The sequence below is a fragment of the Pseudomonas atacamensis genome (assembly GCF_017167965.1).
GTDB classification, from domain to species: domain Bacteria; phylum Pseudomonadota; class Gammaproteobacteria; order Pseudomonadales; family Pseudomonadaceae; genus Aquipseudomonas; species Aquipseudomonas atacamensis.
In genome coordinates, this window is the sequence record NZ_CP070503.1 from 1,756,605 (window position 1) to 1,780,718 (window position 24,114).

Sequence of the window (24,114 nt, forward strand, 5' to 3'; positions counted from 1 at the left end):
TTCGAGGGGACTGTCACTGTGTGGGAATTGGTCAAATCCGGCGGCTGGATGATGTTGCCGATCATTCTGAGTTCCATCGCGGCCATGGCGATCGTCGCCGAGCGCCTGTGGACACTGCGCGCCAGTCGCGTCACCCCCGAGCATCTGCTGGGTCAGGTCTGGGTCTGGATCAAGGACAAGCAGCTCAACAAGGAAAAACTCAAGGAATTGCGCGCCAACTCGCCGCTGGGGGAAATCCTCGCCGCAGGCCTGGCCAATTCCAAGCATGGTCGCGAGATCATGAAAGAGTGCATCGAAGAGGCCGCCGCGCGGGTCATTCATGAACTCGAACGCTACATCAACGCACTCGGCACCATCGCCGCCATGGCGCCGCTGCTCGGCCTGCTCGGCACCGTGTTGGGCATGATCGACATTTTCAGTGCCTTCACCGGTTCCGGCATGACCACCAATGCTTCGGTACTGGCCGGCGGTATTTCCAAAGCGCTGATCACGACCGCAGCAGGCCTGATGGTCGGGATTCCAGCGGTGTTCTTCCACCGGTTTTTGCAGCGCCGCATCGACGAGCTGGTGGTCGGTATGGAGCAGGAAGCGATCAAACTGGTGGAAGTGGTGCAGGGCGACCGTGATGTCGATCTGGCCGAGGGCAAAGCGTGAAATTCCGTCGCAAGCCCCGGGAAACCGTAGACATCAACCTCGCGTCGCTGATTGACGTGGTGTTCATTCTGCTGCTGTTTTTCGTGGTCACTACCACTTTCACTCGGGAAACCCAGTTGCGCGTGGATCTGCCGGAAGCGGTCAGCGGTTCGCCTGCCGAAGATCAGCAGGTCAAACAGCTGGACGTCGCGATCAGTGCCGAAGGCGTGTTCTCGGTGAACAACAAGATTCTGCCGAAGAATGATCTGGCGACGCTGATGGAAGCCATGCAGAAAGAATCCAACGGCGACACCAACATGCCGTTGTCGATCAGTGCCGATGGCAAGGCCCAGCATCAATCAGTGATCACCGCCATGGACGCGGCCGGCAAGCTCGGTTTCAGCCATCTGCGCATGACCACGGTCGAGGCGGCGCCGAAATCCTGATGAGCATGTCCGATCGCCTGCTCGCCGCGTGGTATCAGGGGCATCCGGCCCTGACGCTGCTGCGGCCACTGGAAATGCTGTATCGCCGTGTGGTGATCAACAAGCGTCAGCGCTTTCTCGATGGTCAAGGCGAGATCTACCAATCGCCCGTGCCGTTGATCGTGGTCGGCAATATCACCGTTGGCGGTACCGGCAAGACGCCGATGATTCTCTGGCTGATCGAACATTGCCGACGCCGTGGACTGCGCGTCGGCGTGGTCAGTCGCGGTTACGGCGCCAAACCGCCGCAACTGCCGTGGCGGGTTGAGGCCGAGCACAGCGCCGAGATTGCCGGTGACGAGCCGTTGCTGATCGTCCAGCGCACCGGCGTGCCGCTGATGATCGACCCTGATCGCAGCGCCGCCGTCAAAGCCTTGATTGCCAGTGAGCCACTGGACCTGATTCTGTCTGACGACGGCATGCAGCATTATCGCCTCGCGCGGGATCTGGAACTGGTGCTGATCGATGCCGCACGGGGCTTGGGCAACCAGCGCTGTCTGCCGGCCGGGCCGTTGCGGGAGCCGGTCGAGCGCCTGCAAAGCGTCGATGGCGTGCTGTTCAACGGTGCCCTTGATGATCGCGACGATGGTTTCGCCTTCCGCCTGCAACCCACCGCGCTGGTCAATCTGCGCAGCGGCGAACGTCAGTCGCTGGAGCATTTCCCGCCCGGGCAAGCGCTGCATGCGGTGGCCGGGATCGGCAACCCGCAACGTTTCTTCAATACCCTCGAAGCGCTAGACTGGCGGCCGATCGCCCATGCATTTGCCGACCACGCCGAGTACAGCGTGCAGGCGTTGAATTTCACCCCGTCATTGCCGTTGGTGATGACCGAAAAGGACGCGGTGAAGTGCCGTGCCTTTGCTGCTGCCGACTGGTGGTATCTGGCGGTCGATGCCGTGCCGTCGCCAGCCTTCGTGGCCTGGTTCGACACTCAGCTGATGCGCCTGTTGCCGGATCGTCTGCTGCCTTAACTCTTTTATTTCTGGGAATGTTCATGGACACCAAACTGCTCGACATCCTCGCTTGCCCCGTGTGCAAAGGCCCGCTCAAGCTCAGCGCCGACAAGACCGAACTGATCAGCAAGGGCGCCGGCCTGGCCTATCCGATCCGCGACGGCATCCCGGTGATGCTGGAAAGCGAAGCGCGCACCCTGACCACCGACGAGCGTCTGGATAAATGACCACAGCCTTCACCGTTGTCATCCCGTCGCGGTTCGCCTCGACCCGTCTGCCGGGCAAGCCGTTGCTGGATATTGCCGGCAAACCGATGATCCAGCATGTCTGGGAACAGGCGAGCAAAAGCAGCGCGACCCGCGTCGTTGTTGCAACTGACGATGCACGCATCGTCGAGGCGTGCAAAAGCTTTGGCGCTGAAGTGGTGCTGACCCGTGAAGATCACAACTCCGGCACTGATCGTCTGGCCGAGGTTGCAGCGAAACTCGGTCTTGCGCCTGATGCGATCGTGGTCAACGTCCAGGGCGATGAGCCGCTGATTCCGCCAAGCGTGATCGACCAGGTCGCCGCCAACCTTGCTGCCCACACCGAAGCGCGCATGGCCACGCTGGCTGAGCCGATCGAAGACGTGGAGACCCTGTTCAACCCCAACGTTGTGAAGGTTTCCAGCGATATCAACGGTCTGGCCCTGACGTTCAGTCGTGCAACCTTGCCATGGGCACGCGATGCATTTGCCAAGAGCCGCGAGCACCTGCCGGAAGGCGTGCCCTATCGCCGCCACATCGGTATTTATGCCTATCGCGCCGGGTTCCTCCACGACTTCGTGAGCTGGGGGCCGTGCTGGCTGGAAAATACCGAATCCCTTGAGCAACTGCGTGCCTTGTGGCACGGCGTGCGTATCCATGTTGCCGACGCGCTGATCGCGCCGCCGACCGGTGTCGACACCGTTGAAGACCTTGAGCGGGTTCGTCGCCTGCTGGGGGCCTGATGCGCGTTCTGTTTGTGTGCCTGGGCAACATCTGCCGTTCGCCCACCGCTGAAGGCGTGTTGCGTCACAAGTTGCGTGAAGCCGGGCTGGCCGATGTGGTCGAAGTGGCCTCCGCCGGCACCGGTGACTGGCACGTCGGCAACCCGCCGGACAAGCGCAGCCAGGCCGCGGCGAAAGTGCGCGGTTATGACCTGTCGACGCAACGCGCGCAGCAGGTCAGCCGGGCCGATTTCGCCAGCTACGACCTGATTCTCGCCATGGACAACAGCAATCTGCGCAATCTCAAGGCCCTGCAGCCGTCCACCGGCAGAGCCGAGCTGGATCTGTTTTTGCGTCGTTATTCCGGGCTGGTCGATGAAGTGCCGGATCCGTATTACGACGGTGATCAGGGTTTCGAGCAGGTGCTCGATCTGATCGAAGCGGCCTGCGACCAGTTGCTGATCGAAGTGAAGGGCCGTTTATGAGTTTGCAGGTCCAACCGCAAGTATCGTTGCAGGCCTTCAATACGTTTGGCGTCGATGTGCGCGCGCAGCTGTTTGCCGAAGCCCGCAGTGATGACGATGTCCGCGAAGCGCTGGCCTATGCCGCTTCCCATGACGTGCCGTTGCTGGTGATCGGCGGCGGCAGCAACTTGCTGCTCACGGCGGATATTGCGGCGTTGGTATTGCGCATGGCCACGCGCGGCATCCGCGTGCTCAGCGACGATGGCAGTCGCGTGGTGGTCGAGGCGGAAGCGGGCGAACCGTGGCATCCGTTCGTGCAGCACACGCTGGCCGCGGGTTTTGCCGGGCTGGAAAACCTCAGCCTGATTCCCGGCACCGTCGGCGCCGCGCCGATGCAGAACATCGGCGCCTATGGTGTCGAGATCAAGGACGTGTTTACCGGCCTGACTGCGCTGGATCGCGAGAGCGGCGAGCTGCGGGATTTCAGCCTGGAGCAGTGCAATTTCGGCTACCGCGACAGTGTGTTCAAGCAGCAGCCGGGACGTTGGCTGATCCTGCGGGTGCGCTTCACGCTTGATCGCGCCGCGCACCTGCATCTGGAATACGGCCCGGTCCGTCAGCGCCTGAGCGAGCAGGGCATCGAGCAGCCGACGCCCAGCGACGTCAGCCGCGCCATCTGCAGCATCCGCAGCGAAAAACTGCCGGACCCGGCGGTGCTCGGCAATGCCGGCAGCTTTTTCAAGAATCCGCTGGTGCCTGCCGCTGTGGTCACGCAGATCAAAGCGCAGCACCCGGATCTGGTGGCTTACCCGCAAGCCGATGGGCAGATGAAACTGGCCGCTGGCTGGCTGATCGAACGCGCCGGCTGGAAAGGCTTCCGCGATGGCGATGCCGGCGTGCACAAGTTGCAGGCGCTGGTGCTGGTCAACTACGGCACGGCCACCGGCCTGCAACTGCTCGACCTGGCGCAACGTATCCAGAAAGACATCGCCGAACGGTTTCATGTCGAACTGGAAATGGAGCCCAATCGGTATTGAAGCAGCTGCAAGTTTCAAGCTTCGAGCGGCAAGCTGCACTGCGTCATGAGCTATCTGGCGCTCTTGCTTGCAGCTTGTAGCTAGAAACTTGCAGCTAAAAAGCCCTGTATAAGCAGGGCTTTTTTGTTAATGCTGGGTTAACTTAGCCGCCTAACGATACCAATCATTTGCTTCACCCAAGGCGCGGTTGCGAGCTGCAATCTGCGAGCGAATCAGACGCGCCTTCACTTTGAGCTTGCAGCTTGCAGCTTGCCGCTAAGATGTAACCCATAACCACTAAAAAATATGCGGGCGTGCCCATGATTACCCTGAAACTCAACGGTCAAGACCACTCCCTCGATGTCACCGAAGACATGCCGCTGTTGTGGGCGATTCGTGACGTCGCCGGTTACAACGGCACCAAATTCGGTTGCGGCATGGGCCTGTGCGGCGCCTGCACCATCCATATCGACGGCTTGCCGGCACGCAGTTGCATCACGCCGATCGGCTCGGTGATCGGCCAGAACGTCACCACCATCGACAATCTCCACGCCGACCCGGTAGGCAAGGTCGTGCAGCAAGCCTGGCTCGACAGCGCCGTGGCTCAATGCGGTTATTGCCAGGGCGGGCAGATCATGTCGGCCACCGCTCTGCTGAAAACCAACCCGAACCCGAGCGACGAGCAGATCGAAGAAGCCATGGTCGGCAACATCTGCCGCTGCGGCACCTACAACCGGATCAAAACCGCGATCCGCCAGGCCTCCACCCACCTGAAGGAGGTGAAGGCATGAGCCGTGTCCCGAATGATTTCGCCCTGAGCAACCTCAGCCGCCGTGGTTTTCTCAAAGGCGTCGGTGCCACCAGTGCGCTGGTCCTCGCCGCGAGCTGGGGCTGGCAGGATGCGCTGGCCGATGACGCTGCGAAGAAATTTGGCGCCGACGGCATGCCCAATGGCTGGATCGACGATCCCAAGGTCTACGTGAGCATTGCTGCCGATGGCAGCGTCACCGTGGTGTGCAACCGTTCGGAAATGGGCCAGGGCGTGCGCACCAGCCTGAGCATGGTAGTGGCCGATGAACTCGAGGCCGATTGGGCTCAGGTCAAAGTGCAGCAGGCGCCGGGTGACGAAGTGCGCTTCGGCAACCAGGACACCGATGGTTCGCGCAGCATGCGTCACTGGTACGAGCCGATGCGTCGTTGCGGCGCCGCCGCGCGGACCATGCTCGAACAGGCCGCCGCTGCGCAGTGGAAAGTGCCGGCTGGCGAATGTCATGCGCAACTGCACAAGGTCATTCACAAACCGTCCGGCCGCGAACTGGGCTACGGCGAACTCGCCGCTGCGGCCAGTGCGCTGGCAGTGCCGGCGCGTGACAGCCTGCGACTCAAGCAGCCGTCGGAATTTCGCTACATCGGTAAGGAAGGCACCAAGGCTATCGACGGTGCCGATATCGTCAATGGCCGCGCAGTGTACGGCGCTGATGTGCATTTCGACGGCATGCTCTACGCCACTATCGCTCGCCCGGCAGTGTACGGCGGCAAGGTCAAAAGCCTCGATGACAGCGCCGCGCTGAAAGTCCCCGGCGTGCTAAAAGTCATGCAGATCGAAGGCCGGCAGTTGCCGTCAGAGTTCCAGCCATTGGGCGGCGTCGCGGTTGTGGCCAGCAACACCTGGGCGGCGATCAAGGGTCGCGAGGCGCTGAAGATCGAGTGGGACGACGGCCCGAATGCCAGTTATGACTCGATCGCCTATCGCAAGGAACTCGAAGCCGCGTCGCTGAAGGCCGGCAAAGTGGTGCGCAATACCGGTGATATCGACAAGGCCTTGAGCGGCGCTGCCAGCACTCTCGAAGCGTCGTATTACCTGCCGCATCTGGCGCAGGCACCGATGGAACCGATGGTTGCCATCGCCCGTTACAAGGACGGCGTCTGCGAAGCCTGGGCGCCGAGTCAGGCACCGCAGGTCACCCGTGAGCGCATCGCCGAACGCCTGGGCGTGCCGTTCGAAAAGGTCACCTTCAATGTGACATTGCTGGGCGGTGGTTTCGGGCGCAAGTCGAAACCGGACTTCGTCGTTGAAGCCGCGATCCTCGCCAAGGAGTTTCCGGGCAAGGCTGTACGGGTGCAGTGGACCCGCGAAGACGACATCCACAATTCGTATTTCCACACCGTGTCGGCGGAATATCTGAAGGCCGGCATCGACAAGAACGGCATGCCGTCCGGGTGGCTGCATCGCACCGTGGCGCCGAGCATCACCGCCTTGTTTGCGCCGGACATGAACCACGAAGCGGCGTTCGAGCTGGGCATGGGCTTTACCAACATGGCCTATGCGATTCCCAACGTGCGCCTGGAAAACCCCGAAGCCAAGGTACACACGCGGGTCGGCTGGTACCGCTCGGTGTCGAACATTCCCCACGGCTTTGCGATTCAGAGCTTCGTCGACGAACTGGCGCACAAGGCCGGTGAAGATCCGCTCAAGTACCAGATCAAATTGCTCGGCCCGGACCGGCAGATCGATCCACGCACCTTGAGCGAAGAGTGGAACTACGGCGAATCGCCCGAGCGTTATCCGATCGACACCGGGCGCATGCGTACGGTGCTGGAAACTGCCGCCAAGGCCGCCGGTTGGGGGCGCAAACTGCCCAAGGGTCGTGGTCTCGGTCTGGCGGTGCATTACAGCTTCGTCACCTATGTGGCGGCGGTGATTGAAGTCGAGGTCAAGGACGACGGTTCGCTGATCGTGCACAAGGCCGACATCGCCGTGGACTGCGGGCCGCAGATCAACCCTGAGCGCATCCGTTCGCAGTTCGAAGGTGCGTGCGTCATGGGCCTGGGCAACGCCGTGCTCGGTGAGATCAGCTTCAAGGACGGCAAGGTCCAGCAGGACAACTTCCATATGTACGAGGTCGCGCGCATGTCGCTGGCGCCCAAGGAAGTCGCGGTGCATCTGGTCACGCCGCCGGGTGACGTGCCGTTGGGTGGCGTTGGTGAGCCGGGTGTGCCGCCGATTGCTCCGGCGCTGTGCAATGCGATCTTCGCCGCCACCGGCAAGCGTATCCGCAATCTGCCGGTGCGTTATCAGTTACAAGGCTGGCAGAAGGCGGAGGCGTAAATGGACAGCGTCGATCTCAACGTCCTGCGCAGCGTCCTCGAGTGGCGCCGCGCCGGACAGCGGGTGGTGCTGTTCAGCGTGGTGCAGACGTGGGGCACCGCGCCGCGCTCGCCCGGCGCCATGCTCGCCTTGCGCGAGGACGGCGTAGTGATCGGTTCGGTGTCGGGCGGCTGTGTCGAAGATGACCTGATCGCGCGGCTGCACGACGGCCGCATTGCCACCGATGGTCCGCCAGTGCAGATGATTACCTACGGCGTGACCCGCGAGGAGGCCGCGCGTTTCGGCCTGCCTTGCGGCGGCACCCTGCGCCTGACCGAAGAGCGCGTCGGTGACCCGGCGTGGGTGGCCGAGCTGCTGCAGCGTTGCGAAAACCATGAAATCGTCGCCCGGGAACTGAACATCGAAACCGGCGAGGTGCGGCTGGCTCCGGCGAGCAAGTCCGATTCGCTGGTGTTCGACGGCAAGACTCTGCGAGCGATTTATGGTCCGCGCTGGCGCTTGTTGCTGATCGGTGCCGGGCAGTTGTCGCGCTACGTCGCCGACATGGCGCGGCTGCTGGATTTCGAAGTGCTGATCTGCGATCCACGCACCGAATTCGTTTACGGCTGGGAAGAGCAGCATGGCCGTTTCGTCCCCGGCATGCCGGATGAGGCGGTGCTGAACATCCAGACCGACGAGCGCACGGCGATTGTCGCCTTGACTCACGATCCACGCCTGGACGACATGGCTTTGCTCACCGCGCTCGACTCGCCGGCGTTCTACGTCGGCGCGCTCGGTTCGCGGGTCAACAGCCAGAAGCGCCGGGAAAACCTCGCTCAGCTAGGCTTGTCGCAAGCATCGATTGATCGCTTGCACGGGCCGATCGGCCTGCACATCGGCAGTCATTCGCCGGCAGAGATCGCCTTGTCCTTGCTGGCGGAAATTGTCGCGATCAAGAACGGTGTGGAGCTGAAACAGAAAAAACCGCTGGAGGGTGCATGAGCCAATCCATCGCAGTGATTGTGCTGGCGGCGGGCGAGGGCAAACGCTTTCGCCAGATCGCCGGCCCCGACAAAGACAAATTGCTCGCTGACTGTACCGGGCGTGACGGCGCCGTGCGCTCGGTCATCGAGCAGGTGCTGGTGAACCTGCCGGCCAGTCTCGACAAACGTGTGCTGGTCACCACCGAGGCTCGACCGCAGGCGATGCGCATGGCTCAGGCTTACGGCTGCGACGTGGTGTCGATCGAATCGACCGGCATGGGCGACAGCATTGCCGCAGGTGTTGCCGCTTGCCCGGGCGCTGATGGCTGGTTGATTGTGCTCGGCGATATGCCGTTTATCTTGCCTTCGAGTATCGAGCGAGTGCTCGCGGCGATGGCTGATGACGCGGTGAGCGTGCCGGTGCTGGGTGGGGGGTTTGGTCATCCGGTGGGGTTTGGTCGTTCGTTTGACGCGCAATTGCAGGCGCTGACCGGTGATCGTGGCGCACGGCCGTTGTTTGCGCAGGGCAGGGTGGTGGAAGTGGCGGTGGATGATCCGGGGGTGTTGTGGGATATCGATGTGCCTGAATCTCTGGTATTTCCTCAGCCCTGAGCCGTGTTGAAATTCCCTTGTGGGAGCGAGCCTGCTCGCGAATGCGCTGGTTCAGTTACATGAATATTGTCTGACCCAGCGCTTTCGCGAGCAGGCTCGCTCCCACAAAGGTTGTGGATGACGCTGGTATTTGAGGCAATAAAAAGCCCCGCCAGGCTTTCACCGGGCGGGGCTTTTTAATGGCTTCAGGAATTACACGAGTGGTTTAGGCTCGTGCTCTTTTTCCTGGGCTTCTTCGCGCTGTTCAACCGCGTCCTGAACGGAGCGTGGTGCTTCAGCGATCACCGCTTCAACCGATGCTTCTTCCGCGACCGGGGCAGGGGCTGCCTCGACCACTTCAGCCGCAGCGGCTGGTTCGGCAGCCACTGGCGCTGCAGCGGCAGCCAGTTCGGCTTCCTTCTGCAGACGCTCGGCTTCACGCTTGCGACGACGCACTTCACGCGGGTCGTTTGGCGCGCGGCCGTTCGGCGTCAGGGCGCTGACCGGAGCCGGCGTTTCAACCACTGGCGCTGGCGCTTCGACTGCGGCTGGTGCTTCTTCAACCTGAGCTTCGGCAACCGGAGCTTCAACCACTGGTGTCGGCGCCGGCTCTGCTGCTGCAACTACTGGCTCGGAAACCATGGCTTGCGGCACTTCGGCTTCAGCGACTGGCGCTGGGGCTTCGGTGACGGCTGGCTCGGCAACCCAGTTGAACGCAGTCTGCTCTTCGCGAACTTCACGCACGGTTTTGGTCACGTTTTCGCTGACGGTTTCTACCGCTGGCTCAGTGATGGCCGTTGGTGCTTCGACGACAGCTTCCGGCTCGGCAGGCGCTTCAACCTGAGGCTGAGCTTCGCGGACCGGAGCGACTTCGATTTCCGGTGCAGCAGTCGCTTCCACTGGAGTGGTGGCTTCGACAACCGGCGCTTCGACTGGAGCAGTTTCCAGTGTGGCGGCGGTGGCGCGTTCAGCCTGCTCGTGAGCTTCGGCTTCTGCCGGAGCGCTGATGGTGCTGCTGGCAACGGCGGCGGTGACGGCCAGGCCAGCGGCCAGATCGGCAGTGCTTGGCTCGCCAGCGTTTTCAGCGGACTCGGATTCTTCCGAACCTTCGATCACGTTGCCGTTGGCATCACGTTGACGCTCGCGACGGTTGCTGCGACGACGCTGGCCACGGGAGCGACGACGTGGACGATCGCCTTCGGCGTTATCCTGACCGTCTTCCGGCAGTTGCTCTTCGTTGTTGCTGTTCACTTCTTCTTCAGCGACGGCAGCAGCGGCCTGCTCGGCACGCGGTTGACGCTCTTCACGCGGTGGACGCGGAGCGCGTTCTTCGCGTGGCTGACGGGCCGGACGCTCTTCAGCGGTCACGGCAGCAACAGCTGCGGCTGCGGCTGGCGCGGCGTCCAGCGGCTCGCGCAGTTCACGCACGCGTTCTTCACGCTCGCCACGCGGCTTGCGATCTTCACGTGGGGCACGCGGTGCACGTTCTTCACGCGGGGCACGTGGTGCGCGCTCTTCGCGGGCTACCGGCGCTTCGCTGCGGGTTTCACGCGGCTCGCGGGCTTCACGTGGCTGGCGCTCTTCGCGCGGCTCGCGTGGTGCGCGCTCTTCACGTGGAGCACGTTCTTCGCGCGGCTTGCGTTCTTCATCGCGGCGACCGTTACGGTTGCGGCTCTGCTGACGACCGTTGCGACGCTCTTCGTTACGCGCTGGACGCTCGGTGGCAGCCGGTTTCGCAACCGCGACCGGTGCGGCTGGCTCTTCCTTGGTGGCGAACAGGCTGACCAGCGACTTCACCAGGCCCTTGAACAGGCTAGGCTCAGGTGCGGCAACCGGTGCAGGAGCAGGTGCGGCAGGTGCAACTTCAGTCGGCACCGGTGCATTGGCACGGGCCGGCGCGGTTTTCACTGCAGCTTCCTGGCGAACCAGAGTGCGAGTCGCAGCGGCTGGCTGGACTTCTTCGACTTCGGCAGCGGCGGCAGCGATTTCGTAGCTGGACTGGTTGGTCGCGGCTTCCGGGCTGTCGTCACGCAGACGCTGAACTTCGAAGTGCGGCGTCTCGAGGTGATCGTTCGGCAGAATGACGATACGGGCACGGGTGCGCAGTTCGATCTTGGTGATCGAGTTGCGTTTTTCGTTGAGCAGGAACGCAGCGACCGGGATCGGCACTTGCGCGCGAACTTCGGCGGTGCGGTCTTTCAGGGCTTCTTCTTCGATCAGGCGCAGAATGGCCAGCGACAGCGATTCAACGTCACGGATGATGCCGGTGCCGTTGCAACGCGGGCAGACGATGCCGCTGCTTTCGCCCAGCGATGGACGCAGGCGCTGACGGGACATTTCCAGCAGGCCGAAACGCGAGATGCGACCGATCTGCACACGGGCGCGGTCAGCTTCCAGGCATTCACGGACTTTTTCTTCCACGGCGCGCTGGTTCTTGGCCGGGGTCATGTCGATGAAGTCGATGACGATCAGGCCGCCGATGTCGCGCAGGCGCAACTGACGGGCGATTTCTTCGGCGGCTTCAAGGTTGGTCTGCAGGGCGGTTTCTTCGATGTCGCTGCCTTTGGTGGCTCGCGCCGAGTTGATGTCGATGGACACCAGGGCTTCGGTCGGATCGATCACAATGGAGCCGCCGGAAGGCAGTTCGACGACGCGCTGGAATGCGGTCTCGATCTGGCTTTCGATCTGGAAACGGTTGAACAGCGGCACGCTGTCTTCGTACAGCTTGATTTTGCTGGCGTACTGCGGCATCACCTGGCGGATGAAGGTCAGGGCTTCGTCCTGGGCTTCAACGCTGTCGATCAGCACTTCGCCGATGTCCTGGCGCAGGTAATCGCGGATGGCGCGGATGATCACGTTGCTTTCCTGGTAGATCAGGAATGGCGCAGAGCGATCCAGCGAGGCTTCTTTGATGGCCGTCCACAGTTGCAGCAGGTAGTCGAGGTCCCACTGCATTTCTTCGCTGCTGCGGCCCAGGCCGGCAGTGCGCACGATCAGACCCATGTCGGCCGGAGCGACCAGGCCGTTCAGCGCTTCACGCAGTTCGTTGCGCTCTTCGCCTTCGATGCGACGGGAGATGCCGCCGGCACGCGGGTTGTTCGGCATCAGGACGAGGTAACGACCGGCGAGGCTGATGAAGGTGGTCAGGGCGGCGCCCTTGTTGCCACGTTCTTCTTTCTCGACCTGAACGATGACTTCCTGGCCTTCGCTCAGGACGTCCTTGATGTTGACGCGGCCTTCGGGGGCTTTCTTGAAGTATTCGCGGGAGATTTCTTTGAGGGGCAGGAAGCCGTGGCGCTCGGAGCCGAAATCGACAAAGGCAGCCTCAAGGCTTGGTTCGATGCGAGTGATACGGCCTTTATAGATGTTGGCCTTCTTCTGCTCGCGTGCACCGGATTCGATGTCCAGGTCGTAGAGGCGCTGGCCATCTACCAGTGCAACACGCAACTCTTCGGGTTGAGTTGCGTTAATCAGCATTCTTTTCATGTAGTACCGTCGGTTTCCGGGCTGCCGGAAACGGCGTTCGGCACACACGACTTCTCACGGTCGGTGTCAGGTGCGTCGGGAGTGGTTGGCCATTCCCGTGTCCAGCGATGTGCGGCCAATTGGGCCGATACCGCGACGTACGCGTCCTGCTTGCTGTGGCTACTTAAGCACTCAGTCAGGAGGAGGAATCAACCAGCGGCTGTGGACGAGATGAAGCGTCTTGATCAAAGCTTGTTGCTACACAGTCCGGCGGTTGTGCATCTCCACCCTACACGTATCCCTGATAATTCGGGTGCTGCCGCGCGCAGAATCCGCAGCGGGTTGGCATTTACCGTGAGCTCCGAAAGGGGAGGTCACGCATCATGGCTAATTCAGGCGATGTTTCCGAAGCAATCGCTCGGGGTCATTCGCAGTCGACTGCACTTTGTGAACTGGCCTTGAATGTTGCCTGCCGGGCGAGTGAGAACTCTGCTCGGCGGTGTAATTCAGGCCTCATGTCACCTGCGCTCGTTACAACCGCAAACTCCACCGTTACGTAGCGAAAGCCCCGTAGGACGGCCTCGCGCCCTGGTGAATTGCGTTGGTCAGGGCCGGTCTTTGACCGTGGTTCCGCTGTCCAGGCCGCTTTTGGCGGCGTTCGCGACTATAGCAGCAATGATTAAGTGCTTCAATTCCATAAAAATTGTTATCATCCGCGGCATGACAACTACTGCCCCTTCGACTCCAGGCGTTCAACTGCTTGAAGTCTCGCCGGAGTATGCCGGCCAACGAATCGACAACTTTCTTCTCGCCCGGCTCAAAGGCGTGCCCAAGACCTTGATTTACCGCATTTTGCGCAAAGGCGAAGTGCGCGTGAACAAAGGTCGGATCAAGCCCGAATACAAGCTGCAGGCCGGCGATATCGTGCGCGTGCCTCCCGTTCGCGTGCCTGAGCGCGACGAACCGGTGCCGCTGGCCCAGGGGCTGTTGCAGCGCCTGGAAGCCTCGATCGTCTTCGAAGACAAAGCCCTGATCGTGATCAACAAGCCCGCCGGCATTGCGGTGCATGGCGGCAGCGGGCTGAATTTCGGCGTGATCGAAGCCTTTCGTCAGCTGCGTCCCGACGCCAAGGAGCTGGAGCTGGTTCACCGTCTCGACCGTGACACCTCCGGTCTGCTGATGATCGCCAAAAAACGCAGCATGTTGCGCCACCTGCACGAGCAGTTGCGCGGCGATGGCGTCGACAAGCGCTACATGGCGCTGGTCCGTGGCAACTGGGCAACCTCGATCAAGCAGGTTCGTGCACCGTTGCTCAAGAGCAATCTGCGTTCCGGCGAGCGCATGGTTGAGGTCAATGACGAGGGCAAAGAAGCCCTGACGCTGTTCAAGGTGCTGCGCCGCTTCGGCGATTTTGCCACCATGGTCGAGGCGAAACCGGTCACCGGTCGTACCCACCAGATTCGCGTGCACACCTTGCATGCTGGCCATTGCATTGCCGGTGACAGCAAGTATGGCGACGAGGATTTCACCAAGGAAATCCGCGATCTGGGTGGTAAGCGCCTGTTCCTGCACGCCTACATGCTGACCGTGCCGCTGCCCGACGGCGGCAAGCTGAATCTGCAAGCGCCCGTCGATGAAATGTGGGCCAAGACCGTGGAGCGATTGAGTGCGCCCATCTGATTACAAGCTGTTGATTTTCGACTGGGACGGCACCCTCGCCGATTCCATTCATCGGATCGTCGAGGCGATGCACTCGGCGTCCGGGCGTTCCGGTTTCGAGCTGCGCGATGACTTCGCCGTCAAAGGCATCATCGGTCTTGGCTTGCCGGAAGCGATTCGCACCCTGTACCCGGAAATCAGCGACGCAGAAATGCTCGCGTTTCGCGAGTACTACGCCGATCACTACATCGCTGCCGAAGCCGTGCCTTCGCCGCTGTTCGAGGGCGTGGTCGAGTCGATGGCATCGTTTCGCGAGCAGGGTTATCACCTGGCGGTAGCGACGGGCAAGAATCGTCGCGGACTGGATCGGGTGCTCAAGGCCAATGGCTGGGAAGATTATTTCGATATCACCCGCGCTGCCGATGAAACTGCCAGCAAGCCACACCCTCTGATGCTTGAGCAGATTGTCAGCCACTGCGGCGTACGCCCGGAGCAGGCGTTGATGGTCGGTGATTCGTCGTTCGATCTGCTGATGGCGCGCAACGCGGGGATGGATTCGGTGGCGGTCAGTTATGGCGCGCAATCGATCGAGTCCCTGCAACAGTTCGAGCCGCGCCTGTCGATCGACCGTTTTTCTCAATTGCACGCCTGGCTGGGTCAGCGGGCTTAATACGTTTTTGCTGGGGTAGATGGCATGACCGACGAATGGAAAGCACCGGCCAAGGCAAGTGCCGACGACGGTGACGCGAAAAGCTGGAAGCTGTTGGAAAAGACTTTGCTGGCCGGCGTGCAGGAACAACGCCGTTCGCGGCGCTGGGGGATTTTCTTCAAGCTGCTGACGTTTGTTTATCTGTTTGTTGCGCTGCTGCTGTTCACGCCGCTGATGGACATGGAAAAAACCGCCACCCGCGGCCCGAACTACACGGCGTTGATCGAGATCGATGGTGTAATCGCCGACAAAGAGCCGGCCAGCGCTGACAATATCGTTGGCAGTCTGCGCGCGGCGTTCGAAGACAAGAAGGTCAAGGGCGTGGTCCTGCGCATCAACAGTCCGGGCGGCAGTCCGGTGCAGTCCGGTTATGTCTATGACGAGATCAAGCGTCTGCGTGGCCTGCATCCAGAGATCAAGCTCTACGCAGTGATTTCCGATCTTGGTGCTTCGGGCGCCTATTACATCGCCAGCGCGGCGGATCAGATCTACGCCGACAAGGCGAGTCTGGTCGGCTCGATCGGCGTGACAGCAGCGGGTTACGGTTTTGTCGGCACCATGGAAAAACTCGGGGTTGAGCGCCGCACCTATACCTCGGGCGAGCACAAGGCATTCCTTGATCCGTTCCAGCCGCAAAAGCCTGAAGAAACCGCCTTCTGGCAAAGCGTGCTCGACACCACGCACAAGCAGTTCATCAACAGCGTCAAGCAGGGTCGTGGTGATCGCCTGAAGGACAAAGAGCATCCGGAGCTGTTTTCCGGGCTGGTCTGGTCGGGTGAGCAGGCGCTGCCGCTGGGTCTGATCGATGGCTTGGGCAGTGCCAGTTCGGTGGCGCGTGATGTGATTGGCGAGAAGGAGCTGGTGGACTTCACCGTGCAGGAATCGCCGTTCGATCGCTTCTCGAAAAAGCTCGGCGCCAGCGTGGCAGAGCAGTTGGCGATGTGGATGGGTTTTCACGGGCCGTCGTTGCGGTAAGACGGTTCAAGATCGAAAGATCGCAGTCGGCGGCAACTCTTGCACGGATCGGTGTAGGAGCTGCCGAAGGCTGCGATCTTTTGCTTTCAAGGAATTTGCACGCCTTCGACCAACAACATGTCGATCAGGCGAATCAGCGGCAGGCCGATCAGGCTGGTGGCATCCGGGCCTTCGGTCGATTGAAACAGGCTCACGCCCAGTCCTTCGGCCTTGAAGCTGCCGGCGCAGTCGTACGGTTGCTCGATGCGCAGGTAGCGTTCGATGCGCGCCTGATCCAGCTGACGCATGTGCACGGTAAACGGCACGCAGTCGACCTGGCATTGCCCGGTGTGGCTGTTGAGCAGTGCCAGGCCGGTCAGGAAGGTCACGCTCGCGCCGCTGGCCGCCATCAATTGCTCGCGAGCCTTCTCGAAGGTGTGCGGCTTGCCGATGATCTGTTCGCCGAGGACGGCGACCTGATCCGAGCCAATGATCAGATGAGCAGGGTGGCTGTCCGTCAGGGCGCGGGCTTTTTCCTCGGCGAGGCGTTTGACCAGATCGATCGCGGACTCGCCCGGGCGGTGGCTTTCATCGATGTCCGGCGAGCTGCAGACGAACGGCAGGTGCAGGCGGGCGAGCAATTCGCGGCGATAAGTCGAGCTTGAAGCGAGTAATAAAGGCAGCATGGACGTCTCCTGAGGCAGGTGCGGATTCTAGCGGAGGCGCGCAAGTGACGGACAGGGCACAATTTCCTTTGACATGGGTGGGTGCATCCCTATAATGCTGCGCCTATGTTGAATGACCCGATTCCACCTCACGTTGACCCGCGCAAATTGGCTGACCGTGGCACCACCCTTCAAGGTGAACTGCTGCTGGCCGATTTGAAGAGACTCTGCGACCCGCTTTCCGACGATGTCGGTACGGTGCAGGCAAAATTCGTTTTTGAACGAGATGAACGTAAGTCTGTGGTCATCCACAGCTTTATCGACACCGAAGTCAAAATGGTTTGCCAGCGTTGTCTTGAGCTGGTCACCCTGCCGATCCACAGCGAATGCAGTTACGCGGTGGTGAAGGAGGGTGCGAATACCCAGTCGTTGCCGAAAGGTTATGACGTGCTGGAACTGGGCGAAGATCCATTGGATCTGCAGTCACTGATCGAGGAGGAGCTTTTGCTCGCCTTGCCCATTGTGCCTGCTCATCATCCGGAAGAATGCCAGCAGCCGGCGGGAGCAGATGAGCCCGAACCGAGCGAGGACGAGGTAACGCGGTCCAACCCGTTCAGTGTATTGGCGCAGTTAAAGCGTGACCCAAACGTTTAGGAGTTAATCAATTATGGCTGTTCAGCAGAACAAAAAATCCCGCTCTGCCCGTGACATGCGCCGTTCGCACGACGCTCTCGAGGCTAGCACCCTGTCTGTAGAAAAAACCACTGGTGAAGTTCACCTGCGTCACCACGTATCGCCAGAAGGCGTATACCGTGGCCGTAAAGTGATCGACAAGGGCGCTGACGAGTAATCACTTGTCTGCTCAAGTCATCGCGATTGACGCAATGGGCGGGGACTTCGGTCCCCGCAGCATTGTTCAGGCCAGTCTCGCTTGCCTGTCTGCTACACCCTCGCTGCACCTGACCCTCGTCGGTCAACCCTCCCTTCTTGAAGAACTGATCCACGGCCAGTCGGCTGCCGATCGCGCGCGCCTGACGATTGTTGCGGCCAGCGAAGTCATCACCATGGACGAAAAACCCGCTCAGGCCCTGCGTGGCAAGCCGGATTCGTCGATGCGTGTAGCCCTTGAACTGCTGCGCGATGGCAAGGTGCAGGCCTGTGTCAGTGCCGGCAATACGGGTGCGTTGATGGCCTTGTCGCGATTCGTGCTGAAGACATTGCCGGGCATTGATCGTCCGGCCATGGTTGCGGCGATTCCGACGCAGACCGGTTATTGCCAGTTGCTCGATCTGGGCGCCAACGTCGATTGCAGTGCCGAGCACCTGTTGCAGTTCGCGGTGATGGGTTCGGTGGCTGCGCAGACTTTGGGCATTGCCCGTCCACGTGTTGCGTTGCTGAACATCGGCACCGAAGACATCAAGGGCAATCAGCAGGTCAAACTGGCCGCAACGCTGTTGCAGGCTGCGCGCGGGATCAACTACATCGGCTTTATCGAAGGCGACGGCTTGTATCGCGGTGAGGCCGACGTGGTGGTGTGTGACGGCTTCGTCGGCAATATCCTGCTCAAGTCCAGCGAAGGCCTGGCGACGATGATTGCGGCGCGCATCGAGGCGTTGTTCAAGAAAAACCTGGCCTCGCGCGCTGTCGGCGCTCTCGCGCTCCCGTTGATGAAGCGTCTGCAAGCTGATCTGGCCCCGGCGCGACATAATGGCGCAAGCTTTCTCGGCTTGCAGGGCATCGTTGTGAAAAGTCATGGATCGGCAGGGGTGCAGGGCTTTCAGAGTGCCATTCAACGGGCGCTGATCGAGATTCAGGAGAACCTGCCCGAGCGTCTCCACGGTCGTCTGGAGGAACTGTTGTCTTAGGCGTTTTCGTCGGACAATGCTTAAATGTGACCGCCCGGTTCAAAGGGCCATCCAAACTGTCAGTTTCTGGCGTCCCCAACAGGGCGTTATTTTCCGACGACAAGATCATTAGGGGCTTGTTACATGTCTGCTTCCCTCGCATTCGTCTTTCCAGGACAGGGTTCGCAGTCCCTCGGCATGCTGGCCGAGCTGGGCGCGCAACATCCGCTGATCCTCGAAACCTTTCAAGAAGCCTCTGCTGCGCTGGGCTACGACCTGTGGGCACTGACCCAGCAGGGCCCGGAAGAGCTGCTCAATCAAACCGACAAAACCCAACCGGCCATTCTGACCGCTTCGATCGCCCTGTGGCGTCTGTGGCTGGCCGAAGGCGGCGCGCGCCCGGCATTCGTCGCCGGCCATAGCCTGGGTGAATACAGCGCGCTGGTCGCTGCCGGCAGCCTGAGCCTGGCTGACGCGGTCAAGCTCGTCGAGCGCCGTGGTCAGTTGATGCAGGAAGCGGTGCCGGCCGGGCAGGGCGGCATGGCCGCGATCCTCGGCCTGGAAGATGCCGACGTGCTGGCTGCCTGCGCCGAAGCGGCGCAAGGCGAAGTCGTCAGCGCGGTGAACTTCAACTCGCCGGGCCAAGTGGTGATCGCCGGTGCCAAGGCAGCCGTCGAGCGCGCCATCGAAGGTTGCAAGGCACGTGGTGCCAAACGCGCCATGCCGTTGCCGGTGAGCGTGCCGTCGCACTGCGAGCTGATGCGTCCGGCTGCCGAGCGTTTCGCCGAATCCATCGCCGCCATCGACTGGCAGGCGCCGCAGATCCCGTTGGTGCAGAACGTCAGCGCACAAGTGCCAGCCGATCTGGAAACCCTCAAGCGCGATCTGCTCGAACAGCTCTATAAGCCCGTGCGCTGGGTTGAATCGGTGCAGACTTTGGCCGCCAAGGGCGCGACCAATCTGGTCGAATGCGGCCCGGGCAAAGTCCTCGCTGGCCTGAACAAACGTTGCGCCGAAGGCGTTTCGACTTCCAATCTCAATACCCCAGATGCCTTCGCTGCCGCTCGCGCAGCGCAGGCCTGAATCAGGAGAAACTTGCATGAGTCTGCAAGGTAAAGTTGCACTGGTTACCGGTGCAAGCCGCGGTATCGGCCAGGCCATCGCGCTGGAACTGGGTCGTCAGGGCGCCATCGTTGTCGGCACCGCGACCTCCGCGTCGGGCGCCGAGCGCATTGCCGCGACCCTGAAGGAAAACGGTATCCAGGGTGCCGGTTTCGAACTCAATGTCACCAGCGACGAATCGGTCAGCGCCGTGCTGGCAGGCATTCAGGAGCAGTTCGGTGCGCCGGTGGCGATTCTGGTCAATAATGCCGGTATCACCCGCGATAACCTGATGATGCGCATGAAAGACGACGAGTGGTACGACGTGATCGATACCAACCTGAACAGTCTGTATCGCCTGTCCAAGGGCGTTTTGCGTGGCATGACCAAGGCGCGCTGGGGTCGAATTATCAGTATTGGCTCGGTGGTGGGTGCCATGGGCAACGCCGGCCAAGTAAACTATGCAGCCGCCAAGGCCGGTCTGGAAGGTTTCAGCCGGGCGATGGCGCGTGAAGTCGGTTCGCGTTCGATTACGGTCAACTCGGTAACCCCAGGGTTCATCGACACCGATATGACCCGCGAGCTGCCTGAAGCACAGCGTGAAGCCTTGCAGACGCAGATTCCGCTGGGTCGTCTGGGGCAAGCTCAAGAGATCGCGTCCGTGGTCGCTTTTCTTGCATCCGACGGTGCGGCATACGTTACCGGGGCTACAATCCCGGTGAACGGTGGGATGTACATGTAAGTAAAATGTGACGGATTGCTTCAAAAAAATGTCATACGAGCTGTCTAAAATCCGTTATAAAGCTGCAATCTATTTATAGGCAGAGGGCCGCAGGGTTTGAGGAGTGAAGCTTTCAGTTGAAAAACTGAAAAGGCTTTCTATACACTTACCCACTGGCCAGCTGCCTGAATTTGTCCATTAGGAGTGAAAACAAGGTATGAGCACCATCGAAGAGCGCGTCAAGAAAATCGTTGCCGAGCAACTGGGTGTTAAAGAAGAAGAAGTGGTCAACACCGCTTCCTTCGTAGAAGACCTGGGTGCCGACTCCCTTGACACCGTTGAGCTGGTGATGGCTCTGGAAGAGGAATTCGAGACCGAAATCCCTGACGAAGAAGCTGAAAAGATCACTACTGTACAAGCTGCAATCGACTACGTTACCAGCCACCAGGCGTAACAGTTTGTAATCGTTGCTTGCTGTCATGGAAAAACCGCACTGCCATCATGGCGTGCGGTTTTTTCTTTAGGCCTGATGCAAAGTCGTCATTTGAAAAAGGAGAGTGCTGTGTCGCGTAGACGCGTCGTAGTCACCGGTATGGGTATGTTGTCGCCACTGGGCACGGATGTGCCGAGCAGTTGGCAGGGCATTCTGGCTGGCCGCAGTGGCATTGGTCTGATCGAACACACCGACCTTTCTGCCTATTCGACCCGCTTCGGTGGTTCGGTCAAAGGCTTCAATGTCGAGGAATACCTGTCGGTCAAGGAAGCGCGCAAGCTCGACCTGTTCATTCAGTACGGCCTCGCCGCAGGCTTTCAAGCCGTGCGCAACGCCGGTCTGGAAGTCACCGATGCCAACCGTGAACGCATTGGCGTGGCCATGGGTTCGGGGATTGGCGGTCTGACCAACATCGAAGAGACCAGCCGCACCCTGCACGAGACCGGTCCGCGACGGATCTCGCCGTTCTTTGTGCCTGGCTCGATCATCAATATGATTTCCGGTTTCCTGTCGATCCATCTGGGCGCACAGGGACCCAACTACGCCATCGCCACCGCGTGCACCACCGGTACGCACTGCATCGGCATGGCGGCGCGCAACATCATGTACGACGAAGCCGACGTGATGATTGCCGGCGGTGCGGAAATGGCCGCCTGCGGTCTGGGCATGGGCGGCTTCGGCGCGTCCCGTGCGCTGTCGACCCGCAACGACGAGCCGACCCGTGCCAGTCGTCCATGGGACAAGGGTCGTGACGGCTTCGTACTGTCCGACGGTGCCGGCGCTCTGGTTCTCGAAGAGCTCGAACACGCCAAGGCCCGTGGCGCGACGATCTACGCCGAGCTGATCGGTTTCGGCACCAGTGGCGACGCGTTCCACATGACCTCGCCACCCGCCGATGGCGCCGGTGCCGCGCGCTGCATCACCAATGCCCTGCGCGATGCGAAAATCAACGTCGACCAAGTGCAGTACATCAACGCCCACGGCACCTCGACGCCGGCCGGCGACCTTGCCGAAGCCAACGCGATCAAGTCGGTGTTCGGCGATCACGCCTACAAGCTGGCCGTCAGCTCGACCAAGTCGATGACCGGCCACCTGTTGGGTGCGGCGGGCGCGGTCGAAGCGATTTTCAGCGTGCTGGCGATCAACAGCCAGGTGGCACCGCCGACCATCAACCTTGATGAACCGGACGAAGGCTGCGATCTCGATTTCGTTGCGCACACCGCGCGTAACATGGACATCGATGTCGTGCTGTCCAACTCCTTCGGTTTTGGCGGCACCAACGGCACGCTGGCGTTCCGCCGGTTCGCCGGCTGATGGACAGCTGGGTCGACGGTCAACCGGCTGACGTGCTGTCGCTGAAAGATCGCGGCCTGGCTTACGGCGATGGTCTGTTCGAGACCATTGCCGTGCGCAGTGGACAGCCGGTCCTGCTGGATCGACACCTGACGCGTCTGGCTGATGGCTGCGCGCGTCTGGCCATTGCGACCGATCTCGAGCTGGTTCGCCATGAGCTGCTCAGCTATGCCGCTGCGATGGGCGAGGGCGTGCTCAAGCTCATCCTCACGCGTGGCGACGGCTTGCGCGGTTATGCGCCCGATCCTGCGGCGCAGGGCCGACGCATTCTGCAAGGCAATCCGCCGGCGGCTTATCCTGCTGCCCATGCCGAGCACGGCATCCGCCTGTTTCCCTGCAACACGCGTTTATCTACGCAGCCGTTGTTGGCCGGGCTCAAACATCTGAATCGACTGGAACAGGTGCTCGCCCGCGCCGAATGGCAGGACAGCGAGCATGCCGAAGGCTTGATGCTTGATCAGGCCGGGCGCGTCGTCGAAGGTGTGTACAGCAATATTTTCCTGGTGCGCGACGGTGGCTTGATCACGCCCGACTTGAAGCGCTGCGGCGTTGCAGGTGTGATGCGCGCGGAAATTTTGTTTCAGGCCGAGTCACTGGCCATCCCCACGCAAATCGCCGATATCCGCCTCGAACAGCTGCAATGGGCTGATGAAGTGTTTGCCTGCAACAGCGTTTATGGCGTCTGGCCGGTACGCGCCTGTGCTGCACTGAGCTGGCCGGTTGGCCCGCTCACCCGTAAACTGCAAACCATTGCCCGCGCGCTACTGGATGCTTGATTCGTGAGACGTAAACTTTTGCTGCTGCTGGAAACCGGACTGGTTCTGGCAGGGCTGCTGTTGGGCGCCAGCGCCTGGAAAATTCATTCGGCGCTGGAACAGCCCCTGAACATCCCGCAGGAACAACTGCTGGATGTGCCGAAAGGCTCTACACCGACCCGTACCTTCCTTGAACTCGAAACCGATGGCGTCATCAAGGACGCGTTCTGGCTGCGCGTCTACTGGCGCTTCAACCTCGCCGGCACACCGATTCACAGCGGCGAATACCGCATGCAGCCGGGCATGACCGTCAACGGTCTGATCGATTCGTGGAAGCGCGGCGACGTGGTTCAGTACAGCCTGACCCTGGTCGAAGGCTGGACTTTCCATCAAGTGCGCGCCGCCCTGGCCAAGGACGACAAGCTCGAGCAGACCCTCAATGGTCTGAGCGACAGCGACGTCATGGCGAAGATTGGCCACAAGGGCTTGTTCCCCGAAGGCCGGTTTTTCCCGGACACCTACCGCTTCGTACGTGGCATGTCCGATGCCGAGCTGTTGAAGAAAGCCTTTGACCGTCTCGACGAAGTGCTCGCCAAAGAGTGGGCGCAACGTTCTGCCGATGTGCCTTACAGCGAACCTTATCAAGCGCTGATCATGGCCTCGCTGGTCGAGAAAGAGACCGGTGTTCCGCAGGAGCGCGGGCAGATTGCCGGAGTGTTCGTACGGCGCATGGCGCTGGGCATGCAGTTACAGACCGATCCGACGGTGATTTATGGCCTCGGCGACCGCTACACGGGCAAACTGACCCGCGCGCATCTGAAAGAACCGACGCCCTATAACACTTACGTGATTCCCGGTTTGCCACCGACGCCGATTGCGATGGTCGGGCGCGAAGCGATTCATGCTGCGCTCAATCCGGTGGAAGGCAGCAGCCTGTATTTCGTCGCCCGTGGCGATGGCAGCCATGTGTTCTCCGATGATCTGGATGCGCACAACAACGCGGTGCGCGAATACCAGCTCAAGCGCCGTGCCGATTACCGTTCCAGCCCGGCACCAGTAACCGCGCCGGCCACCGATGAGGCCATTCCGGCGGCCTCGCCGAACACCGCGCCCGAGGTGCTGCCCGAAGTGCCATCGAAAGCGCCGCCGCAAGATCCGGCGCCAGCCCAAGAACCGGACGCCGCTGCACCACAGAACGCGCAATGACTTTGATGA

General features: G+C 61.1%; 25 protein-coding genes. 23 read left to right on the forward strand and 2 right to left on the reverse strand.

Features of this window, described 5'->3' with window-relative positions:
- Window positions 1–18: 18 nt before the first annotated feature.
- The 11 genes from JWU58_RS08045 to JWU58_RS08095 all read left to right on the forward strand — a co-directional run bounded on the left by JWU58_RS08045 (window position 19) and on the right by JWU58_RS08095 (window position 9,201).
- The gene (locus JWU58_RS08045; protein ID WP_016771007.1) at window positions 19–654 is read left to right on the forward strand and encodes a MotA/TolQ/ExbB proton channel family protein; all 636 of its coding nucleotides are present in this window, start codon (window positions 19–21) and stop codon (window positions 652–654) included.
- Window positions 651–1,079: an ExbD/TolR family protein gene (locus JWU58_RS08050; protein WP_016771006.1), complete on the forward strand. Its 429-nt coding sequence runs from the start codon at window positions 651–653 to the stop codon at window positions 1,077–1,079. Before JWU58_RS08045 ends, JWU58_RS08050 begins: the two co-directional genes overlap by 4 nt.
- Entirely contained in the window at window positions 1,079–2,089 is a 1,011-nt protein-coding gene (gene lpxK, locus JWU58_RS08055) for a tetraacyldisaccharide 4'-kinase (protein ID WP_016771005.1), read from the forward strand. Before JWU58_RS08050 ends, lpxK begins: the two co-directional genes overlap by 1 nt.
- A gap of 23 nt (window positions 2,090–2,112) precedes the next feature.
- Window positions 2,113–2,298: a Trm112 family protein gene (locus JWU58_RS08060; RefSeq protein ID WP_003179363.1), complete on the forward strand. Its 186-nt coding sequence runs from the start codon at window positions 2,113–2,115 to the stop codon at window positions 2,296–2,298.
- Window positions 2,295–3,059, forward strand: coding sequence for a 3-deoxy-manno-octulosonate cytidylyltransferase (gene kdsB, locus JWU58_RS08065; protein WP_206421732.1), 765 nt, complete (start codon window positions 2,295–2,297; stop codon window positions 3,057–3,059). Before JWU58_RS08060 ends, kdsB begins: the two co-directional genes overlap by 4 nt.
- Window positions 3,059–3,523, forward strand: coding sequence for a low molecular weight protein-tyrosine-phosphatase (locus JWU58_RS08070; RefSeq protein WP_130927674.1), 465 nt, complete (start codon window positions 3,059–3,061; stop codon window positions 3,521–3,523). The genes kdsB and JWU58_RS08070 overlap by 1 nt, the downstream gene beginning before the upstream one ends.
- The gene (gene murB, locus JWU58_RS08075; protein ID WP_206421733.1) at window positions 3,520–4,539 is read left to right on the forward strand and encodes a UDP-N-acetylmuramate dehydrogenase; all 1,020 of its coding nucleotides are present in this window, start codon (window positions 3,520–3,522) and stop codon (window positions 4,537–4,539) included. The genes JWU58_RS08070 and murB overlap by 4 nt, the downstream gene beginning before the upstream one ends.
- Window positions 4,540–4,838: 299 nt before the next feature.
- The gene (locus JWU58_RS08080; RefSeq protein WP_016771000.1) at window positions 4,839–5,309 is read left to right on the forward strand and encodes a (2Fe-2S)-binding protein; all 471 of its coding nucleotides are present in this window, start codon (window positions 4,839–4,841) and stop codon (window positions 5,307–5,309) included.
- Window positions 5,306–7,627 (forward strand): xanthine dehydrogenase family protein molybdopterin-binding subunit, encoded by a 2,322-nt coding sequence (locus JWU58_RS08085; RefSeq protein WP_206421734.1) that lies wholly within the window; start codon window positions 5,306–5,308, stop codon window positions 7,625–7,627. Before JWU58_RS08080 ends, JWU58_RS08085 begins: the two co-directional genes overlap by 4 nt.
- Window positions 7,628–8,608, forward strand: a complete 981-nt coding sequence (locus tag JWU58_RS08090; protein WP_016770998.1) for an XdhC family protein — start codon at window positions 7,628–7,630, stop codon at window positions 8,606–8,608.
- Window positions 8,605–9,201, forward strand: coding sequence for a nucleotidyltransferase family protein (locus JWU58_RS08095; protein ID WP_206421735.1), 597 nt, complete (start codon window positions 8,605–8,607; stop codon window positions 9,199–9,201). The genes JWU58_RS08090 and JWU58_RS08095 overlap by 4 nt, the downstream gene beginning before the upstream one ends.
- A gap of 192 nt (window positions 9,202–9,393) precedes the next feature.
- Here the strand turns inward: JWU58_RS08095 and rne are convergent, their stop codons facing one another.
- Window positions 9,394–12,666, reverse strand: a complete 3,273-nt coding sequence (rne, locus tag JWU58_RS08100; RefSeq protein ID WP_130899996.1) for a ribonuclease E — start codon at window positions 12,664–12,666, stop codon at window positions 9,394–9,396.
- 699 nt (window positions 12,667–13,365) lie between these two features.
- Here rne and rluC point away from each other — a divergent pair.
- From rluC to sppA, 3 genes are read left to right on the forward strand one after another with little or no spacing between them, the layout of a single operon-like run.
- Window positions 13,366–14,325 carry a 23S rRNA pseudouridine(955/2504/2580) synthase RluC gene (rluC, locus tag JWU58_RS08105; protein WP_016770994.1) on the forward strand — a complete coding sequence of 320 codons (960 nt, stop codon included), beginning with the start codon at window positions 13,366–13,368 and terminating at the stop codon, window positions 14,323–14,325.
- Window positions 14,312–14,974 carry an HAD-IA family hydrolase gene (locus JWU58_RS08110; RefSeq protein WP_041479448.1) on the forward strand — a complete coding sequence of 221 codons (663 nt, stop codon included), beginning with the start codon at window positions 14,312–14,314 and terminating at the stop codon, window positions 14,972–14,974. The genes rluC and JWU58_RS08110 overlap by 14 nt, the downstream gene beginning before the upstream one ends.
- Window positions 14,975–14,998: 24 nt before the next feature.
- Window positions 14,999–15,988 (forward strand): signal peptide peptidase SppA, encoded by a 990-nt coding sequence (gene sppA / locus JWU58_RS08115; RefSeq protein ID WP_206421736.1) that lies wholly within the window; start codon window positions 14,999–15,001, stop codon window positions 15,986–15,988.
- An 86-nt stretch (window positions 15,989–16,074) separates the two neighbouring features.
- Here the strand turns inward: sppA and JWU58_RS08120 are convergent, their stop codons facing one another.
- Entirely contained in the window at window positions 16,075–16,653 is a 579-nt protein-coding gene (locus tag JWU58_RS08120) for a Maf family protein (RefSeq protein ID WP_123443601.1), read from the reverse strand.
- 105 nt (window positions 16,654–16,758) lie between these two features.
- On the opposite strand from JWU58_RS08120, the gene JWU58_RS08125 reads away from it, so the two are divergent.
- From JWU58_RS08125 to mltG, 9 genes are all read left to right on the forward strand, one after another.
- A complete protein-coding gene (locus tag JWU58_RS08125; RefSeq protein ID WP_003204262.1) occupies window positions 16,759–17,286 on the forward strand; it encodes a YceD family protein in 528 nt (175 codons plus the stop codon).
- A gap of 13 nt (window positions 17,287–17,299) precedes the next feature.
- Complete coding sequence (rpmF, locus tag JWU58_RS08130) at window positions 17,300–17,482, forward strand: 50S ribosomal protein L32 (RefSeq protein WP_003179396.1); 183 nt, start codon at window positions 17,300–17,302, stop codon at window positions 17,480–17,482.
- A gap of 4 nt (window positions 17,483–17,486) precedes the next feature.
- On the forward strand, window positions 17,487–18,497 hold the full coding sequence (gene plsX / locus JWU58_RS08135) for a phosphate acyltransferase PlsX (RefSeq protein WP_083387041.1): 1,011 nt from the start codon (window positions 17,487–17,489) through the stop codon (window positions 18,495–18,497).
- A 123-nt stretch (window positions 18,498–18,620) separates the two neighbouring features.
- Window positions 18,621–19,559, forward strand: a complete 939-nt coding sequence (gene fabD, locus JWU58_RS08140) for an ACP S-malonyltransferase (RefSeq protein WP_110601710.1) — start codon at window positions 18,621–18,623, stop codon at window positions 19,557–19,559.
- 16 nt (window positions 19,560–19,575) lie between these two features.
- Window positions 19,576–20,319, forward strand: coding sequence for a 3-oxoacyl-ACP reductase FabG (fabG, locus tag JWU58_RS08145; protein WP_016770989.1), 744 nt, complete (start codon window positions 19,576–19,578; stop codon window positions 20,317–20,319).
- A 196-nt stretch (window positions 20,320–20,515) separates the two neighbouring features.
- On the forward strand, window positions 20,516–20,752 hold the full coding sequence (acpP, locus tag JWU58_RS08150; protein WP_003175607.1) for an acyl carrier protein: 237 nt from the start codon (window positions 20,516–20,518) through the stop codon (window positions 20,750–20,752).
- 108 nt (window positions 20,753–20,860) lie between these two features.
- Window positions 20,861–22,105 carry a beta-ketoacyl-ACP synthase II gene (fabF, locus tag JWU58_RS08155; protein WP_038860467.1) on the forward strand — a complete coding sequence of 415 codons (1,245 nt, stop codon included), beginning with the start codon at window positions 20,861–20,863 and terminating at the stop codon, window positions 22,103–22,105.
- Window positions 22,105–22,920: an aminodeoxychorismate lyase gene (pabC, locus tag JWU58_RS08160; RefSeq protein ID WP_206421737.1), complete on the forward strand. Its 816-nt coding sequence runs from the start codon at window positions 22,105–22,107 to the stop codon at window positions 22,918–22,920. The genes fabF and pabC overlap by 1 nt, the downstream gene beginning before the upstream one ends.
- A 3-nt stretch (window positions 22,921–22,923) precedes the next feature.
- Window positions 22,924–24,105: an endolytic transglycosylase MltG gene (gene mltG, locus JWU58_RS08165; RefSeq protein ID WP_039760154.1), complete on the forward strand. Its 1,182-nt coding sequence runs from the start codon at window positions 22,924–22,926 to the stop codon at window positions 24,103–24,105.
- Window positions 24,106–24,114: the final 9 nt, after the last annotated feature.

What these genes read in the sequence shown, in the direction of transcription:
- lpxK (WP_016771005.1), top strand. Translation starts at nt 1,079, where the DNA reads ATGAGCATGTCCGATCGCCTGCTCGCCGCGTGGTATCAGGGGCATCCG.
- JWU58_RS08060 (WP_003179363.1), top strand. Translation starts at nt 2,113, where the DNA reads ATGGACACCAAACTGCTCGACATCCTCGCTTGCCCCGTGTGCAAAGGC.
- kdsB (WP_206421732.1), top strand. Translation starts at nt 2,295, where the DNA reads ATGACCACAGCCTTCACCGTTGTCATCCCGTCGCGGTTCGCCTCGACC.
- JWU58_RS08070 (WP_130927674.1), top strand. Translation starts at nt 3,059, where the DNA reads ATGCGCGTTCTGTTTGTGTGCCTGGGCAACATCTGCCGTTCGCCCACC.
- murB (WP_206421733.1), top strand. Translation starts at nt 3,520, where the DNA reads ATGAGTTTGCAGGTCCAACCGCAAGTATCGTTGCAGGCCTTCAATACG.
- JWU58_RS08080 (WP_016771000.1), top strand. Translation starts at nt 4,839, where the DNA reads ATGATTACCCTGAAACTCAACGGTCAAGACCACTCCCTCGATGTCACC.
- JWU58_RS08085 (WP_206421734.1), top strand. Translation starts at nt 5,306, where the DNA reads ATGAGCCGTGTCCCGAATGATTTCGCCCTGAGCAACCTCAGCCGCCGT.
- JWU58_RS08090 (WP_016770998.1), top strand. Translation starts at nt 7,628, where the DNA reads ATGGACAGCGTCGATCTCAACGTCCTGCGCAGCGTCCTCGAGTGGCGC.
- JWU58_RS08095 (WP_206421735.1), top strand. Translation starts at nt 8,605, where the DNA reads ATGAGCCAATCCATCGCAGTGATTGTGCTGGCGGCGGGCGAGGGCAAA.
- rne (WP_130899996.1), bottom strand. Translation starts at nt 12,666, where the DNA reads ATGAAAAGAATGCTGATTAACGCAACTCAACCCGAAGAGTTGCGTGTT.
- rluC (WP_016770994.1), top strand. Translation starts at nt 13,366, where the DNA reads ATGACAACTACTGCCCCTTCGACTCCAGGCGTTCAACTGCTTGAAGTC.
- sppA (WP_206421736.1), top strand. Translation starts at nt 14,999, where the DNA reads ATGACCGACGAATGGAAAGCACCGGCCAAGGCAAGTGCCGACGACGGT.
- JWU58_RS08120 (WP_123443601.1), bottom strand. Translation starts at nt 16,653, where the DNA reads ATGCTGCCTTTATTACTCGCTTCAAGCTCGACTTATCGCCGCGAATTG.
- JWU58_RS08125 (WP_003204262.1), top strand. Translation starts at nt 16,759, where the DNA reads ATGTTGAATGACCCGATTCCACCTCACGTTGACCCGCGCAAATTGGCT.
- rpmF (WP_003179396.1), top strand. Translation starts at nt 17,300, where the DNA reads ATGGCTGTTCAGCAGAACAAAAAATCCCGCTCTGCCCGTGACATGCGC.
- fabD (WP_110601710.1), top strand. Translation starts at nt 18,621, where the DNA reads ATGTCTGCTTCCCTCGCATTCGTCTTTCCAGGACAGGGTTCGCAGTCC.
- fabG (WP_016770989.1), top strand. Translation starts at nt 19,576, where the DNA reads ATGAGTCTGCAAGGTAAAGTTGCACTGGTTACCGGTGCAAGCCGCGGT.
- acpP (WP_003175607.1), top strand. Translation starts at nt 20,516, where the DNA reads ATGAGCACCATCGAAGAGCGCGTCAAGAAAATCGTTGCCGAGCAACTG.
- pabC (WP_206421737.1), top strand. Translation starts at nt 22,105, where the DNA reads ATGGACAGCTGGGTCGACGGTCAACCGGCTGACGTGCTGTCGCTGAAA.